The sequence below is a fragment of the Nocardioides montaniterrae genome, from assembly GCF_054782655.1.
In genome coordinates, this window is the sequence record NZ_BAAGSB010000002.1 from 442,526 (window position 1) to 457,121 (window position 14,596).

Annotated in this window: 19 protein-coding genes; 5 read left to right on the forward strand and 14 right to left on the reverse strand. The window is 72.1% G+C overall.

Annotated features, from left to right (window positions below; genetic code table 11):
* Positions 1–30 precede the first annotated feature (30 nt).
* The 5 genes from glpX to ACYVJ3_RS05650 are packed head-to-tail and all read right to left on the reverse strand — an operon-like array spanning position 31 to position 3,598.
* Positions 31–1,041, reverse strand: coding sequence for a class II fructose-bisphosphatase (glpX, locus tag ACYVJ3_RS05630; protein ID WP_460851542.1), 1,011 nt, complete (start codon positions 1,039–1,041; stop codon positions 31–33).
* A 10-nt stretch (positions 1,042–1,051) separates the two neighbouring features.
* Positions 1,052–1,684: an ATP-binding cassette domain-containing protein gene (locus tag ACYVJ3_RS05635; protein ID WP_460851544.1), complete on the reverse strand. Its 633-nt coding sequence runs from the start codon at positions 1,682–1,684 to the stop codon at positions 1,052–1,054.
* A complete protein-coding gene (locus tag ACYVJ3_RS05640) occupies positions 1,681–2,472 on the reverse strand; it encodes an ABC transporter permease (RefSeq protein WP_460851545.1) in 792 nt (263 codons plus the stop codon). The genes ACYVJ3_RS05635 and ACYVJ3_RS05640 overlap by 4 nt, the downstream gene beginning before the upstream one ends.
* Positions 2,469–3,200 carry a molybdate ABC transporter substrate-binding protein gene (gene modA / locus ACYVJ3_RS05645; RefSeq protein ID WP_460851547.1) on the reverse strand — a complete coding sequence of 244 codons (732 nt, stop codon included), beginning with the start codon at positions 3,198–3,200 and terminating at the stop codon, positions 2,469–2,471. The genes ACYVJ3_RS05640 and modA overlap by 4 nt, the downstream gene beginning before the upstream one ends.
* Positions 3,197–3,598, reverse strand: a complete 402-nt coding sequence (locus ACYVJ3_RS05650) for a TOBE domain-containing protein (protein ID WP_460851548.1) — start codon at positions 3,596–3,598, stop codon at positions 3,197–3,199. Before ACYVJ3_RS05650 ends, modA begins: the two co-directional genes overlap by 4 nt.
* 107 nt (positions 3,599–3,705) lie before the next feature.
* Here ACYVJ3_RS05650 and ACYVJ3_RS05655 point away from each other — a divergent pair, with 107 nt between their 5' ends.
* The gene (locus tag ACYVJ3_RS05655) at positions 3,706–4,287 is read left to right on the forward strand and encodes a DUF4245 family protein (RefSeq protein ID WP_460851550.1); all 582 of its coding nucleotides are present in this window, start codon (positions 3,706–3,708) and stop codon (positions 4,285–4,287) included.
* An 8-nt stretch (positions 4,288–4,295) separates the two neighbouring features.
* On the opposite strand, the gene ACYVJ3_RS05660 is transcribed toward ACYVJ3_RS05655, so the two are convergent.
* From ACYVJ3_RS05660 to ACYVJ3_RS05670, 3 genes are all read right to left on the reverse strand, one after another.
* Entirely contained in the window at positions 4,296–4,490 is a 195-nt protein-coding gene (locus ACYVJ3_RS05660; RefSeq protein ID WP_460851552.1) for an exodeoxyribonuclease VII small subunit, read from the reverse strand.
* Positions 4,483–5,712 (reverse strand): exodeoxyribonuclease VII large subunit, encoded by a 1,230-nt coding sequence (xseA, locus tag ACYVJ3_RS05665; RefSeq protein ID WP_460851553.1) that lies wholly within the window; start codon positions 5,710–5,712, stop codon positions 4,483–4,485. The genes ACYVJ3_RS05660 and xseA overlap by 8 nt, the downstream gene beginning before the upstream one ends.
* A gap of 70 nt (positions 5,713–5,782) precedes the next feature.
* Positions 5,783–7,462 (reverse strand): NAD(P)/FAD-dependent oxidoreductase, encoded by a 1,680-nt coding sequence (locus tag ACYVJ3_RS05670; protein ID WP_460851555.1) that lies wholly within the window; start codon positions 7,460–7,462, stop codon positions 5,783–5,785.
* 38 nt (positions 7,463–7,500) lie between these two features.
* On the opposite strand from ACYVJ3_RS05670, the gene truA reads away from it, so the two are divergent.
* Both truA and ACYVJ3_RS05680 read left to right on the forward strand, forming a co-directional pair.
* On the forward strand, positions 7,501–8,388 hold the full coding sequence (gene truA / locus ACYVJ3_RS05675; protein ID WP_460851556.1) for a tRNA pseudouridine(38-40) synthase TruA: 888 nt from the start codon (positions 7,501–7,503) through the stop codon (positions 8,386–8,388).
* Entirely contained in the window at positions 8,385–8,990 is a 606-nt protein-coding gene (locus ACYVJ3_RS05680; RefSeq protein ID WP_460851558.1) for a class I SAM-dependent methyltransferase, read from the forward strand. The genes truA and ACYVJ3_RS05680 overlap by 4 nt, the downstream gene beginning before the upstream one ends.
* Positions 8,991–9,154: 164 nt before the next feature.
* On the opposite strand, the gene ACYVJ3_RS05685 is transcribed toward ACYVJ3_RS05680, so the two are convergent.
* The 4 genes from ACYVJ3_RS05685 to ACYVJ3_RS05700 all read right to left on the reverse strand — a co-directional run bounded on the left by ACYVJ3_RS05685 (position 9,155) and on the right by ACYVJ3_RS05700 (position 12,267).
* A complete protein-coding gene (locus ACYVJ3_RS05685) occupies positions 9,155–9,814 on the reverse strand; it encodes a maleylpyruvate isomerase family mycothiol-dependent enzyme (protein ID WP_460851561.1) in 660 nt (219 codons plus the stop codon).
* 9 nt (positions 9,815–9,823) lie between these two features.
* Positions 9,824–11,179: an ABC1 kinase family protein gene (locus ACYVJ3_RS05690; RefSeq protein ID WP_460851562.1), complete on the reverse strand. Its 1,356-nt coding sequence runs from the start codon at positions 11,177–11,179 to the stop codon at positions 9,824–9,826.
* 81 nt (positions 11,180–11,260) lie between these two features.
* Positions 11,261–11,788 (reverse strand): hypothetical protein, encoded by a 528-nt coding sequence (locus ACYVJ3_RS05695; RefSeq protein ID WP_460851564.1) that lies wholly within the window; start codon positions 11,786–11,788, stop codon positions 11,261–11,263.
* A complete protein-coding gene (locus ACYVJ3_RS05700) occupies positions 11,767–12,267 on the reverse strand; it encodes a thioredoxin family protein (protein ID WP_460851565.1) in 501 nt (166 codons plus the stop codon). The genes ACYVJ3_RS05695 and ACYVJ3_RS05700 overlap by 22 nt, the downstream gene beginning before the upstream one ends.
* 99 nt (positions 12,268–12,366) lie before the next feature.
* On the opposite strand from ACYVJ3_RS05700, the gene ACYVJ3_RS05705 reads away from it, so the two are divergent.
* Positions 12,367–12,840, forward strand: a complete 474-nt coding sequence (locus ACYVJ3_RS05705) for a DUF3592 domain-containing protein (protein ID WP_460851566.1) — start codon at positions 12,367–12,369, stop codon at positions 12,838–12,840.
* 179 nt (positions 12,841–13,019) lie between these two features.
* The gene (locus ACYVJ3_RS05710; RefSeq protein ID WP_460851567.1) at positions 13,020–13,346 is read left to right on the forward strand and encodes a hypothetical protein; all 327 of its coding nucleotides are present in this window, start codon (positions 13,020–13,022) and stop codon (positions 13,344–13,346) included.
* Between the two features lie 93 nt (positions 13,347–13,439).
* Here the strand turns inward: ACYVJ3_RS05710 and ACYVJ3_RS05715 are convergent, their stop codons facing one another.
* Both ACYVJ3_RS05715 and msrA read right to left on the reverse strand, forming a co-directional pair.
* The gene (locus ACYVJ3_RS05715) at positions 13,440–13,736 is read right to left on the reverse strand and encodes a hypothetical protein (RefSeq protein WP_460851568.1); all 297 of its coding nucleotides are present in this window, start codon (positions 13,734–13,736) and stop codon (positions 13,440–13,442) included.
* 50 nt (positions 13,737–13,786) lie between these two features.
* On the reverse strand, positions 13,787–14,425 hold the full coding sequence (gene msrA / locus ACYVJ3_RS05720; protein WP_460851569.1) for a peptide-methionine (S)-S-oxide reductase MsrA: 639 nt from the start codon (positions 14,423–14,425) through the stop codon (positions 13,787–13,789).
* Between the last annotated feature and the right edge of the window lie 171 nt (positions 14,426–14,596).

The following is a 14,596-nucleotide window of genomic DNA, read 5'->3' on the forward strand; positions in this document are numbered from 1 at the left end:
CCCAGCGGCTCGGACTACTCGACCAACGAATCAGTCGAAGTCGATCGCCGAGTAGGCCCGCAGCTTGGACAGGCGGTGCTCGGAGGTGATCCGGCGGACGGTGCCGGAGCGGGAGCGCATGACGAGGGAGTCGGTGGTGGCGCCGCCGGAGCGGTAGCGCACGCCCTTCATCAGCTCGCCGTCGGTGATGCCGGTCGCGACGAAGAACGCGTCGTCACCGGTGACCAGGTCGTCGGTGTGGAGGACGAAGTCGGGGTCGAGGTTGTGGCCGGCGTCGAGGGCCTGCTGGCGCTCCTCGTCGTCCTTGGGCCACAGGCGGCCCTGGATGGTGCCGCCGATGCACTTCATCGCGCACGCGGCGATGATGCCCTCGGGGGTGCCGCCGATGCCGAGCAGCAGGTCGATGCCGGTGTCGGGGCGGGCGGCCATGATCGCGCCGGCGACGTCGCCGTCGGAGATGAACTTGATGCGCGCACCGGCCTCGCGGATCTCGCGCGCCATCTGCTCGTGGCGGGGGCGGTCGAGCAGGACGACGGTGACGTCCTCCGCGCCGGAGTTCTTGGCCTTGGCGACGCGCGCGATGTTCTCGGCGATCGGCAGGCGGATGTCGACGACGTCGGCGGCCTCGGGGCCGGTGACGAGCTTCTCCATGTAGAACACGGCCGACGGGTCGTACATCGTGCCGCGCGGGGAGGCGGCCATCACGGCGATCGCGTTGTTCATGCCCTTGGCGGTCAGGGTGGTGCCGTCGATCGGGTCGACCGCGATGTCGCACTCGGGACCGGTGCCGTCACCGACCTGCTCACCGTTGTAGAGCATCGGGGCGTCGTCCTTCTCGCCCTCGCCGATGACGACGGTGCCGTTCATCGAGACGGACGAGATCATCACCCGCATCGCCTCGACGGCCACGCCGTCGGCGCCGTTCTTGTCTCCCTTGCCGACCCAGCGGCCGGCGGCCATCGCCGCGGCCTCGGTCACCCGCACCAGCTCGAGGGCGAGGTTGCGGTCGGGGGCATCGGGCTCGACGCGAAGGCGCTCCATGACCCGAACCTTATCGGCTCTCCTCGCGCACCTCTCCGCCCGCCACACGGAGGAGACGGTCGGTGAGGGCTTCGATGTCCCGGGCGTCGTGCGAGACGACCAGCGCGACGCCGGCGTACGCCGAGAGGTGCGTCGCCAGCAGGGTCCGCAGCTCGTCCGCGGCGTCGGTGGCCAACCCGGTCAGCGGCTCGTCCAGGAGGAGCAGCCGTGGCTCGGTCACGAGCGCGCGGGCGAGGGCGACGCGCTGGGCCTGGCCGCCGGACAGCTCGGTGACGCGGCGGTCGGCGAGATCGGTGGCGCCCAGGCGCGCCAGCCAGTCGCCGGCGGCGGCTCGGGCGGCGGCGCGGGAGGCCCCGCGGGCGCGCGGCCCGAAGGCGACGTTCTCGATGGTGGTCAGGTGCGGGAACAACCGGCGGTCCTGGAAGACCAGTCCGACCTGTCGGTCGGCTGCCGCGAGCGTCAGGAGGTCGACGCCGTCCAGCTCGGCCGACCCGGTGCAGGAGACGGTGCCAGCCAGGGCGGCGAGCAGGGTCGACTTGCCGGCGCCGTTGGGGCCGACCACGCCGACCACCGATCCGGCGGGGGCGCTGAACGACGCCGACAGCCGCCCTGGCACCGCCAGGTCGACGGTCAACCCGCTCATGGGGCCACCAGCCAGCGGTCCCGCAGCGCCAGGAGGATCGCGACGGCGGCGAGGAGCATCACCAGGCTGAGCGCGACGACGGCGTCGGGGTCGGACTCGCGGGCGACGTACGTCAGTGACGGCATCGTCTGGGTGGTGCCCGGGTAGTTGCCGTTGAAGGTGATCGTCGCGCCGAACTCGCCGAGCGAGCGCGCCCACCCGAGCAGGAGGCCCGCGCCGATCCCGGGCAGTGCCAGCGGGACCGTCACCCGCCGGAAGGCGTGCCAGCGGGAGGCGCCGAGGGTCGCCGCGGCGGCGTCGTACTCCTGGCCGGCGGCACGCAGGCCACCCTCCATCGCGAGCACCACGAACGGCAGGCAGACGAAGACGTGGGCGAGGACCACACCCCAGGTCGTGTAGGGGAACGCGAAGCCGGTGGCGTCCAGCAGCGGCTTGCCGAGGACGCCGCTGCGACCGAACGCCGAGCGCAGCGCGATGCCGCCGACGACGGGCGGCAGCAGCATCGGCACCATCACGATCGCGCGCACGACGCGGCTGCCGGTGAACGGCACCCGGGCCAGCACCCACGCCAGCGGCAGGCCGAGCACGCCACAGATCGCGGTGGCCGCGACGGAGGTGAGCAGCGAGAGCCACAGCGCCTCGCGCACGGACCGCGACCCGAGGGCGTCGAGGACGGCGGCCGGGTGGGCCTGGGCGACGAGGGCCGCCAGCGGCAGCACGACGACCGCGACCGCCGCGGCCGCGAGGACCAGCAGCGGCAGCGGTGGGCGGCCGAGGGTGCGACTCACGGGGTGCCGAATCCTGCGGCGGTCAGCACCTTCCGGCCGTAGCGGCTGAGCACCAGGTCGGTCCATCCGGTGGCCAGGCTGAGGTGCGCGCTCTGGTCGAGCGGGCTGATGAAGTAGTCGGCCTTCGCCTTGTCGGCGCCCGGGATCGGGACCGCCGTCACGGCACTGCCTGCCGAGCGCGCGTCGCTGGCGTAGACGAGAGCCGCGTCGGCCTCGCCGCTCACCACCTTGTCGAGGGTCGCGCGGGCGTCGGGCTCGTCGCTCTTCGGCCGGGTGGTGACGTGCTGGGCGGCGAGCACCTCGTCGGCGACCTTCCCGCAGGGAGCGGCCGGGTCGCAGCGGACCCAGGCGTGGCCCGCGAGGTCCGCGAGCGAGCGGATGTGGTCGGCGTTGCCGGGCGCGGTGGCGATGACCAGGACGTTGGTCGCGAAGGCGCCGTCGTGCGCGGTGGCCGCTGGGCCGGCGGCCAGGAGTGAGTCGTGGTCGGCGGTGGCGAGCACGTCGCCGGGCGCGCCGTCCTTCGCCTGGGCGGCGAGGTCGGTGCTCGAACCGAAGCTGAGCTGTACGTCGACGCCCGGGTGCTCGGCCTCGAACGTCTTGGCCAGCTGCGTGAACACGTCGGTCAGGGACGAGGCGGCCAGGATCCGCAAGGTCGTGCGGTCGCTGCCGCAGGCGGTCAGTGCCAGCGCCAGGACCAGGCCGACCGCCGCGGCGATCAGGCGCCTCATCGGGCGGGCCGCTCGACGACGACGTTGGTGGACTTGATCGACGCGACGGCCAGCGCGCCCGGCTCGAGACCGAGCTCCGTCGCTGCCTCGGCGCTCATCAGCGAGACGATCCGGTAGGGCCCGCACACCATCTCGATCTGCGCCATCACCTTGTCCTTGGTCACCTTGGTGACCAGGCCCCGCATCCGGTTGCGGGCGCTGATGCCCGTGCCACCGATCCGCTCGCGCTCACCGCTGTCGATGAGCGAGGCCGCGAACGCGGCGAGGTCGGGCCCCGGGATCGACGTACGACCGTCGACGGTGTGGGCGCTCAGGCGACCGGCCTCGACCCAGCGGCGGACCGTGTCGGGGGAGACGCCGAGCAGGTCGGACGTCTCGGAGATGCGGTACGTCGTCACCGGGCGATTGTCGCACCTGCGGCGATCTGATGGCGATATCGGCGTAGATGCGACCGAAGGGCGGGCGCCGTCGGGTCTCTTGTCGACTCCGGGGAGAATGGGGCGCGATGAGCACCACGGAGCAGACCGGCCGGCCCGGCAAGTACAACCGCACGCCCTTCGGCCTGGTCGCGGCGCTGGTCACCACGGTCGTGGTCGTCGGCGGCCTGCTGGTGTTCATGGGGATGTTCCGGCACAGCACCGACATCAAGCCGCAGCCCATCGACTACCTGCAGGCGGTGCGCGACGCGCAGCCGCGGCTCGAGCCGGTCTACCCGACCCGCCTCCCGGAGGGGTACATCGCCACCCAGGCCCAGGTCCCCGACGACAACGACGGCTTCGAGATCGACCTGCTCCACGGCGAGCACGACTTCATCGGGATCCGCGTCGCGCACGTCGCGCCGATCGCGCAGCTGGTCCACGAGGGCATCGACAAGGACGCCGTCGACGCCGCGGACTACACCGTGCCCGCCGAGATCGCCGCGCCGCTCGCCCGCCACTGGGACGGCTTCCGCGACGACGGCGGTGACACCGGCTACGGCGCGGTCGTCGGGCGGCTGAAGGTGCTGGTCTACGGCTCCGCCCCGGCCGAGCAGCTCCAGCAGGTCGTGGACGTGCTCACCACGAAGCTGCTGCCCGAGAAGAGGTAGGTCTCGACCTACGACTCGGCGTCGACGACGGCGTCGAGCTTCTTGCGGGCACCGTCGAGCCACTCCTGGCACACGCCGGCCAGCTTCTCACCGCGCTCCCAGAGCGCGAGGGACTCCTCGAGGCTGGTGCCGCCGGCCTCGAGCTGCTGGACCACCTCGATCAGCTCGGCACGCGCGTCCTCGTAGGACGGGGTCTCACTCATGGGTCTCCTCGATCTGCTCGATCTTCTCGGTGGTGACGTGGAAGCGGCCGTCGGCGACGCGCACGCTCATCGCGGCGCCCGCGCTCGCGCCGGCCACGCTGGTGACGACGTGACCGTCGGCGTCCTGGAGGACGGCGTACCCCCGCTGCAGGGTGGCGAGGGGTGAGAGCGCGCGGGCGCGCGCCCGCTGGTGGGTGATGTCGTCGGCCGCGCGGTCGAGCCGGTGCGCGAGCGTACGTCGCATCCGCGCGCGCAGGGTCGCCACCTCGTCGGTGCGCGCGCTGAGCAGGTTGCGCGGGTCGGCGAGCGCCGGGCGTGAGCGGATCGCGTCGAGGCGGGCCTGCTCCTGGTCGAGCCAGTCGGTCATGCGTCGTCGGATCCGGTCGCGCGCTGCGGTGATGCCGGCGGTCTCCTGCAGGACGTCGGGGACGACCAGCTTGGCGGCGTCGGTGGGTGTGGAGGCGCGGACGTCGGCCACCAGGTCGAGGTGCGGGGAGTCCTGCTCGTGGCCGATCGCGCTGACCACCGGCGTACGGCAGGCGAAGACGGCGCGCACCACGCCCTCGTCGGAGAACGGGAGCAGGTCCTCGATCGACCCGCCGCCGCGGGCGATGACGATGACGTCGACGTCCGGGTGGGCGTCGAGGCGGCGTACGGCCTCGATGACCTCCTCGGCGCAGCGGTGGCCCTGCATCGCGGCGTACGCGATCTCGAACTCGACGCCGGGCCATCGGCGACGGGCGTTGTCGAGCACGTCGCGCTCGGCGGCGCTGTTGGCGGCCGTGACCAGGCCGACGCGGTGGGGGAGGAACGGGAGGCGGCGCTTGCGCTCGAGCGCGAACAGCCCCTCGGCGGCCAGCAGCTGGCGGCGGCGCTCGAGGCGCGCGAGCAGCTCGCCCAGGCCGACCATCCTGATCACGCGGGCCTGCAGGGAGAGCGTGCCGCGGTTGGCCCAGTAGGACGGCTTGGCCTGGATGACGATGCTCGCCCCCTCGGTCACCGGGGTCTCCAGGCCGTCGAACAGCACGCGGCTGCAGGTGACCGGGACCGAGATGTCGGCGATCGAGTCGCGCAGCGTGATGAAGACCGTCTGCATGCCGGGTCGGCGGCTGATCTGCGCGACCTGCCCCTCGACCCACACCACGCCGAGGCGGTCGATCCAGCCGGCGATCGCGTTCGCGATCGCGCGGACCGGAGCCGGCTGCTCCTGCGAGGTCTCCATGGCGCACACCCTAGGACCGTCTCGTCTCACTGAGAGTGACCCATCGGTCACTCTCAGTGAGACGAGGCCGTCAGAGGCCGCCGAGGTGGGCGTGGACGAGAGGTACGACGGACGCGCCCTCGCCGCTCGCGGCGGCCACGCGCTTCATCGAGCCCGAGCGGATGTCGCCGACCGCGAAGACGCCGGGAACCGTGGTGCACAGGCTCGGCGGAGGTACGCCGTCCACCCAGTGCTCGGGCGGGACGTCGCGGCCGGTGAGGACGTAGCCGTCCTTGTCGCGGCCGATGTGGTCACCCATCCACTCGCTGCGTGGCTCCGCGCCGAGCAGCAGGAACAGCCCGATGGCAGGCACGTCCTCGGTGGTGCCGTCGCGGTTGTCACGCAACGTCAGCCATCCCAGCCGCCCCTCGCCGCCGCCGTCGACGACCTCGGTGCAGGGGCGGACGGTGATCCGGTGGTGGTACGTCAGCTCCTTGATGAGGTACGCCGACATGGTCGTCTCGAGGCTCTCCCGGCGTACGACGATCGTCACGGACCGTGCGAACCGCGCGAGGTGCAGCGCGGCCTGGCCGGCGGAGTTGCCGCCGCCGACGACGACCACGTCACCGCCCTCCATCTCGCGCGCGACGGACATGGCGCTGCCGTAGTGGACGCCGAGGCCGAGCAGGTCCTCGAGCGGCTCGATGCCGAGCTTGCGGTAGGTGACGCCGGTGGCGAGGACGACGGTGCGGGCGTGCACGTCGCCGCCCTCGGTGTGCAGGACGTGCGGTGCGTTGCCCGCGCCGGGGGTGAGGCCGGTGACCTCCCAGCCGGTGAAGAAGCGGGTCCCGAAGCGGATCGCCTGGTTGCGGGCGCGCTGTGCGAGCCGCATCCCCGAGATGCCGCGGGGGAAGCCGAGGTAGTTGCGGATCATCGAGCTGGTCCCGGCCTGGCCGCCGATGGCGCCCATCTCGACGGCGACCGTGGTCAGTCCCTCGGAGGCGGCGTACACCGCTGAGGCCAGGCCCGCCGGTCCGGCGCCGACGATGCAGACGTCGATGACGGTGTGCGCGCCCTCGGGGTCGATCGAGTCGGGTCGGCCGTACATGCTCGCCGCGACCTCGCGGACGCTCGTCGGTGCGGTGAGGCCGGTCCTGATGTTGCGGACCAGGGGGAACGTCTGCGCGTTGCCCGCTCCCTTCCATTCCTCGACGGCGGCGCTGCCCTCGGGCGAGTCGGGTGCGTGGACGGCGTTGGGCATGCCCATCCGGTCGAGGAACTCGCGGATCTCGTTGGCGAGGCGGTCGTCCGGCGGCGCGATGATCTCGGCCGCGATGACGAGCGGTGCGGCGACGGTCGAGCCCCAGTCGGACAGGAGCTCGGAGACGGCGCCGTGGAACTCCTCGTCCCGTTGGCCTCGGGGCATGAGCAGGAAGGCGTCGTACTTGCCGGTCGTCATACCGGTCCGCAGCGCCTCGGCGTCCTCGAGGAAGTGCTCCCAGTGGGCGGCGACGAGGCGTCGTGCCGTCGGTACGGCGACCCGCCAGCTGTGCAGGGCGGCCATCGTGGGGGCGTCGGGGAGGCGGGACTCGGTGACGAAGAGGGCGACCTGGCGGCCGTCGGCGGTGAGGGTGCGTGCGGTCGCCTCGGCCTGGGCGGCCGTGGCGGCGGCGTGCAGGTCGTAGTCGCGGGCGTAGCGCCCGAACTCGTCGCGAACGAAGTCGGTGTGGTGCTCCGAGACGAGGATGATCACGGGGCGGTCGTCGGCCATGACCGCAGTATGTCGGGCGGCCACTAGCCTTGCTGCTCGTGGACGTGGACGTGGAGCCGAGGCTGCGGATGAGGATCCGGATCGACCTCTCCTACGACGGCACCGAGTTCAAGGGCTGGGCGGGGCAGCCTCTGCTGCGGACGGTCCAGGGTGAGCTGACCGCGGCGCTGCACGCGGTCCTGCGGCTGCCGGAGGGCACGCTGTGGGTCACCTGCGCCGGACGGACCGACTCCGGCGTGCACGCGCGGGGGCAGGTGGTGCACGTGGACCTGCCGGACGGGACTGCTCCGGAGGTGGTCGACGGCCTGCGGATCCGGCTGAACGGCTACCTGCCCACGGACGTGCGGGTGCGGCGCGTGGCGCTGGCTCCGGACGGGTTCGACGCGCGCTTCGCTGCCTTGTGGCGGCGCTACGCCTATCGCTTGGTCGACTCCGCGGAGGCGGTGGATCCGCTGACGCGGGGGCACGTCGTGCACTGGCGCCGGCCGCTGGACGTCGCGGCGATGGATGCCGCGGCCCGGCGACTGGTCGGTCTGCACGACTTCGCGGCGTTCTGCAAGAAGCGCGAAGGAGCGACGACGATCCGGACCCTGCAGGAGTTCTCGTGGTCGCGTGAGCCGTCCGGCGTCATCGTCGGGCACGTGAAGGCTGACGCGTTCTGTCACTCGATGGTGCGCGCGCTGGTCGGCTGCATGGTCCTGGTCGGTGAGGGCAAGCAGGACGCCGAGTGGGCGGAGGCGATCCTGCTCGGTCGCGTTCGCGACCAGCGGGTGCACGTCATGGCGGCGCGCGGGCTGGTGCTCGAGGAGGTCGGCTATCCCGACGAAGCGGGCCTCGCGGCGCGGGTCGCGGCGACCGCTGCCCGCCGGCAGGCGCACGAGGTCGACGGCCACCCGGACGACTCGGACCAGGAGGGCGAGGGATGACCACCGAGGACCACTACTTCTCCGCGGACCCGTCGGCGCCGTTCGCGCGCTCGTCGGTCTCGGCCGTGGTCTGGGACCACGAGCTGTCGCTGGTCTCCGGGTCCGGCGTGTTCGCCAACGGGCGCGTCGACATCGGTACGTCGGTGCTCTTCCGCGAGACTCCGCCGCCTGCCGGTGGGCGTCTGCTGGACCTCGGGTGCGGGTACGGCGTCATCGGGCTGGCGTGTGCCGTCGCGGCGCCGTCGGCCGTGGTGACCGCGGTCGACGTCAACCGGCGGGCGCTGCTGCTGGCCCGCGAGAACGCCGTGTCGCTGGGCGTGGACGACCGGTACGTCGCGTGTGAGCCGGCCGAGGTGCCCGCCGACGCGATCTTCGACGAGATCTGGTCCAACCCGCCGATCCGGATCGGCAAGGAGGCGCTGCATGCGCTCCTGCTGGAGTGGCTCCCGCGCCTGGCACCGGGCGGGCGGGCCGTGATGGTCGTCGGCAAGAACCTCGGCGCCGACTCGTTGCAGCGTTGGCTCGGCGACCAGGGCTTCCCCACCGAGCGGATCGCCTCCGCGAAGGGCTTCCGGGTCCTGGAGACGCGTCAGGCGGGCTGACCCGACCGTGGCCGTGGCTGCCTGTGGCCGCGCTTGCTTGCATGCCTGCAAGTGGGTCGGTGCGGTCCTTGCTTGCATGCCTGCAAGTGGGTCGGGCGGTCCTTGCTTGCATGCATGCAAGTAGGCCGGAGCCGTTCCTTGCAGGCATGCAAGCAAGCCACGGCTCAGGGTGTGATCGCGGCAGCGAGGACCTCGGCGACGGCGGGGTCCTCGGCGGGACGGCGCTTCCACAGCGTGAGGTAGAGGTCGGCGGCGGTGCCGACGAGCGGGACGGAGGCAGGGGCCTCGCCGATCGTGACGGTCCGATCGACGTCGGTGGCGGTGATGACGAGCGAGGTGGCGAGCGGATCGATCCGCTCCATGCGCACCTGGCGCGGGTAGAACAGCGTCGCGACCTCGTCGACACCGTCCCAGGCCAGGTCGGCCGGCGGCGCCCAGTCCGCCTCGCGCCCGAGCGCCAGGAAGGCGTCGTACAGGTGGATGACGGTCTCGTGGACCTGGCGACGTCGCCAGAAGCCCGCGACCTGCTCGGTGCCGAACGTCCAGGCCGGGGCGTCGGGCGCGGTCGACGACAGCACCTCGATCAGGTGAGCGGCCGCCGCGCGGTACCCGGTCGGCAGCTCCGAGGCCGCGAGCGGTTCGGACGTCCCCTGCGGATTTCTCTCGGTCACCGCGTGCGCGGCCCACAGGTGCACGGTCCGCACGTGCTCGCCGAGGTCGGCGAGGGTCCAGCCCGGGCAGCTCGGCACGGGCACCGCCAGGTCGGCGTCCAAGCACGTGGCGAAGGCGTCGGTCGAGTCCGTCAGCAGCCGGATCCAGTCCATGCCTCGACCCTAGCCAGTGGTCGATCGCAGCGGCGGCGGTGAGAACTCCGGGAGGAACTCCTCGAGGATGGCCCGGAAGGGCGCCTCCGCCCCGAGCTGCGAGAGCACGCCGATCCCGCCCACCCAGGTGCGGTGGATGAGCATGTACGACGGCGGCAGGTTGAGCTTGATCGCGACGGTGTACGCCGGGCTCCGCGGGTTGTTGATCCGCTGGAACTGCTCGCGCATCCACGCCCGCGAGAAGCGGAACCGCTCGACGAGCGTCGGCTCCACGAACGGCGAGAGGTAGTCCATCAGCAGCTCGGGCTCGATCCGGATCCGCTCCTTGACGAAGCCCTCGGCACGCAGCCCCGCCATGAGGGCGTCGCCGTCACTGGCCGCACACAGCGAGATCAACCGACCCATCGGCGCCGGGAGCCCGGGCTGGGGGAGCCGCGCGACCGCCCCGAAGTCCAGGACACCCATCCGACCGGGGCTCCCGTCCTCGTTCGGGATGATCCGGAAGTTCCCGGGGTGCGGGTCGGCGTGCAGCATGCCGGTCTTCGCCGGTCCGGAGAACTGGAAGCGGGTGAAGATGTGGCCGTAGTGGTCGCGCTCCTCCTGGGAGCCGTTCGCGATCACCGTCGCCAATGATCCGGCGGAGTCGAGCCACTCGGTGATCAGCACGCGCGGGCCGACCGCGACGACGTCCGGCACCACGATCTCGGCGTCCTCCCGGAACGCGATCGCGAATGCTCGCTGCGCGTCCGCCTCGAGCTGGTAGTCCAGCTCCTCGCGCGCCCGCTCCTGGATCTCCTCGACCAGCGGCTTCATGTCGACGCCGGGGATCAGCGGCCCGATCGCCCGTGCCGCGCGGGACAGCGTGCGCAGGTCGGAGAGCAGCGCGTCGGCAGCGTTCGGGTACTGCACCTTCACGGCGACCCGGCGGCCGTCGTACCAACGCCCCTCGTGGACCTGCCCGATCGAGGCCGCGGCCGTCGGTGCGCCGTCCATCCACACCAGCTGCGACTTCCAGTCGGCGCCGAGGTCCTCGGCGAGGATCTCGCGCACGGTCATCGTCGGCATGGGTGGCGCGCTGTCCTGCAGCTTGGTGAGGTGCTCGCGGTAGGGCGCCGCCATCTCCTCGGGCAGCGCCGACTCCAGCACGGACAGCGCCTGCCCGAACTTCATCGCACCGCCCTTGAGCTCGCCGAGCGTGCGGAACAGCTGCTCCGCGGTCCGCTGCTGGATCTCGCTCATCACCAGCTCGGCCGGCGCACCACCGATCCGCTTGCCGAAGCCGACGGCCGTGCGACCGGCGTACCCCAGCGGCAGTGCGGCCAGGCGCGCCGTACGGGATGCCGCCTTGCGGGGGAGATCGGCCATGCCGCCCATTGTGACGGTGAGAGTCAATCCGCGAGGGGGTTCCGGCGCACCAGACGGATCAGGGCCACCCGGATCCCACGGCTACCGACGACTCGCGACCCGGATCACGAGGTCGTGGACGGGGATCAGGCACACCCGGCGGCTGCACGCCCCGTAGCTCACCTCGACCGTCGCCGCGCCCGGACCGGTCGGTTCGACCGGGATCGTGAACGTGACCGGTCCGTTCGGGTAGACCGGGAGCGTCACGTCCGGGCCGGAAAGGTGCAGGCCGTACGCCGCCACGTCGGCTCGCGCCCGTCCCCGTGCGGTCAGGCCGCCACCGACGGTGATCCGCGTCGGGACGCCCAGGCCATCGACGCCGCCGTCGGGCATGTCCAGGCTGTAGAGGTGGAAGCCGCGACGCAGCGGACGGAGCCGCACGCGCACCGTGGAGTCGGACGTCAGCACGGCGCTCACCCGTACGCCGCTCCGCGTGACCGCGTGTGCCGGCGGGGGTGTGCCCGCGGGGTGGGGGTCCCCGCAGCCGCTCGCGGTGAGGAGCGCCGTGGCGGTGGCCACGAGGGCCGCGCGCCGTCGTACGGCGGGCGTCACGATGAGGCGTGCGCCCACTGGCCGAGGAACGTGGTCACCTGGGCCGCCGTCATCGTGCGCGCGTTGGCGAAGGCCCCGTCGTTGCTCGCGTAGGCGATCCGGCCGGTCGGGGTCAGGACGACGAGTGCCGGTATGCCGCTGCTCCGCAGGTCGACGTACTTCCGGGCCAGCCCGAGGTTCTGGTCGAAGTCGCCGACGTCGACCTCGACCAGGTGGAATCGCTGCAGCGCTCGCGCCACGCCCGGCCGCCGGTAGAGCCCGTCCAGCGTCACGCAGTCGGGACACCAACCCGCGCCGAAGTCGATCAGCACCGGGCGGTGGTCCTTGGCGGCCGCTGCCCGTGCCCTCGCGACGGCCGCCGTCGCGCTGAGGGGCGCATGCCTGGTCGCCGGCCCGCCCTGGGGACCAGGTCCGGTCGCGCCGGAGTCCATGCCGCACCCGGCCAGGCTCACGACCAGCAGGGCTGAGGCAAGGAGACGAAGCGGCCGGCCGATCACGGGGTCAGTATGGGGTGCCGGCGGGGTGCGTGCACCGGCTACGGGACAAGTCGGCAGCTTCGCCGCCGTCGCGCCCCTCCGTGGGCCTAGGCTCCGGCCATGGGTCGGGGGTCTCAGTGGTTGCCGGACGACACGCCGGCGTCGAGCGGTCGTGGTCGTGGCCTCCGTGATCGCTGGCAGGTGCTGGCGGCGCTCGCGGCGCTGTGCCTGCTGGCAGCGGTCGGGTTCGTGGTGGCCATCGTGATCGGCTGGTCCGACGAGGGGTCGTACGACACCAGCACGACCGGCACCGTCACGCATCGTCACGTCGGGCGCAACTCGTACTGCCAGGTTCGCGCTGAGTTCGAGGTCGGCGGCACGAGGTACACCGCCACCGACGACCCGAGCTGCACGGGCTTGGTCGGCGACCGCGTGACGATCCGCTACTCGTCCGATGACCCGTCGAACGCGACGATCGGCTCGACGGGCGATCTGATCGGCTACACGGTCGTCTTCGGCTGCATCGCCGCGTTGTGCCTGGCCATCGCCGCCGGCCTGGCCGCGATGGCCCGCAGCACCCGGAGGGGTGGGTGAGGGTGGGCAACCGCTCCGATGGACGTACCAAAGTCGGTCTGGAGATGTCTGCCACGCGTGGCAGACATCTCCAGACCGACTTTGGTACGTCCATCGGAGCGCGGGAGTCGTGATTCGCCAGCGGACCCGTCGAATGGCGCCTAGCGTTCGGGCAGAAGCGACTGCCCGAGGAGGCCTCGATGTCCCGTGAGCGGAAGCTCGCCCTGTGGGCTGGTGTGGTGGCGGTGCTGTACGTCGGGCACGCGGGTGTGGGTGCTCTCGCGCTGGTCGCAGCCGTGCCGGACCTGCCCCGCGGTCCGCGGCCTGTCGCGATCGGAATCGCCCTGGGCACGATCGTCTGCCTCGCCGGGCCGCTCGGCCTCATGTGGATGTTCACCGACACCGAGGGTCAGGTCGCCCCGGGCAGGGCGACGACGCCGTGGGAGGCGACCAACCTGGTGATCGTCGGGCTCGACCTGGTGGTCGCGGTCGGCGCGATCGCCTTCGCCCGGCGGTCCCGTCGCTAGGCGATCACGCGGGGAACGGCACGCTGGTGTCGGCGTGGCAGCGGTAGCCGAACTCGGAGGTGTCCGGCACGCGTCGGCGCCGGCCAGCGCACCTCACCCGCGTGCGGGTCGGCCCAGTCGCTCGCCGGGCAGACGAATCCAGGTCAGCAGGACGCGTAGCCCCAGGAGCACGCAGATCGCCGTCCAGAGGCTGTCGGGTTCGACGACGTGCGCGACGAGGAGGACGCAGCAGACCACGAGTCCGAGGTACACGACTGCCCCGACGACCATGCGGACGACGAGCCCCTGCGGCTCGCCGCGACGATGAGCCCAGAGCGCGGCGCCGAACGTGACCAACGACTGGAACGAGAAGGCGACGATGCCGAGGCACGCGACCACCGAGGAGATCACTGAGCAGCGCTGTCGAGGAGGCCCTGGTGCATCTGCGGCAGGTCAGGCGATCACGCGGGGAACGGCACGCCGGTGTTGGCGTGGCAGCGGTAGCCGAACGGGTTCTTGTGGAGGTACTGCTGGTGCGCGGGCTCCGCGTAGTAGTACGCCGACGAAGGGGCGATCTCCGTGGTGATCTCGCCGTAGCCACGCTCGCGGATGACGTCGGCGTACACCTTGGTCAGCTCGCGGGCCGTCTCTTCCTGGGCAGGGGAGTGGAAGTAGATCGCGGAGCGGTACTGCGAGCCGACGTCGTTGCCCTGGCGCATGCCCTGGGTGGGGTCGTGGACCTCGAAGAAGCGCTTCACCAGATCCGCGTAGGACACGACAGCGGGGTCGAAGACGATGCGGACCGCCTCGGTGTGGCCGGTGCGACCGGTGCAGACCTCCTCATAGGTGGGGTGCGGGGTGAAGCCGCCGGCGTACCCGACCGACGTCGACCAGACGCCCGGGATCTGCCAGTACATCTCCTCGGCACCCCAGAAGCAGCCCAGGCCGAACTCCGCGACCTCGAGCCCGTCCGGCACGTCGTCGGTCATCAGCGGGGTGCCGAGCACCTCGTGGTGGTCCGGGAGGAGGAAGGGGTACGACGACCGCCCCGGCAATGCCTCGGAGCGATCGATCATCTGGGACTTCTTGGCGCCGAACACGCTCCCATCCTCCCTTGCCGCGCAAGGTCTTGGACAGCGGGCGCGTGCGCGGCGTCACACCGGCGCCTCGCGGCGGCCGCCCATGCGACACGCAGGTAAACCCGTCCTTCCGGCGACGACCTCGCCGTCCTTCCGGCGGCGTTACCGCGCGGAAACCGGAGATCCGCCTCC

Bases quoted from the DNA above. Each gene is read 5' to 3' on its own strand.
- ACYVJ3_RS05685 (WP_460851561.1), bottom strand. From the start codon at position 9,814: ATGGACTGGATCCGGCTGCTGACGGACTCGACCGACGCCTTCGCCACG.
- ACYVJ3_RS05710 (WP_460851567.1), top strand. From the start codon at position 13,020: ATGTCCCGTGAGCGGAAGCTCGCCCTGTGGGCTGGTGTGGTGGCGGTG.
- ACYVJ3_RS05655 (WP_460851550.1), top strand. From the start codon at position 3,706: ATGAGCACCACGGAGCAGACCGGCCGGCCCGGCAAGTACAACCGCACG.
- ACYVJ3_RS05660 (WP_460851552.1), bottom strand. From the start codon at position 4,490: ATGAGTGAGACCCCGTCCTACGAGGACGCGCGTGCCGAGCTGATCGAG.
- glpX (WP_460851542.1), bottom strand. From the start codon at position 1,041: ATGGAGCGCCTTCGCGTCGAGCCCGATGCCCCCGACCGCAACCTCGCC.
- ACYVJ3_RS05670 (WP_460851555.1), bottom strand. From the start codon at position 7,462: ATGGCCGACGACCGCCCCGTGATCATCCTCGTCTCGGAGCACCACACC.
- ACYVJ3_RS05635 (WP_460851544.1), bottom strand. From the start codon at position 1,684: ATGAGCGGGTTGACCGTCGACCTGGCGGTGCCAGGGCGGCTGTCGGCG.
- xseA (WP_460851553.1), bottom strand. From the start codon at position 5,712: ATGGAGACCTCGCAGGAGCAGCCGGCTCCGGTCCGCGCGATCGCGAAC.
- ACYVJ3_RS05690 (WP_460851562.1), bottom strand. From the start codon at position 11,179: ATGGCCGATCTCCCCCGCAAGGCGGCATCCCGTACGGCGCGCCTGGCC.
- ACYVJ3_RS05705 (WP_460851566.1), top strand. From the start codon at position 12,367: ATGGGTCGGGGGTCTCAGTGGTTGCCGGACGACACGCCGGCGTCGAGC.
- modA (WP_460851547.1), bottom strand. From the start codon at position 3,200: ATGAGGCGCCTGATCGCCGCGGCGGTCGGCCTGGTCCTGGCGCTGGCA.
- ACYVJ3_RS05680 (WP_460851558.1), top strand. From the start codon at position 8,385: ATGACCACCGAGGACCACTACTTCTCCGCGGACCCGTCGGCGCCGTTC.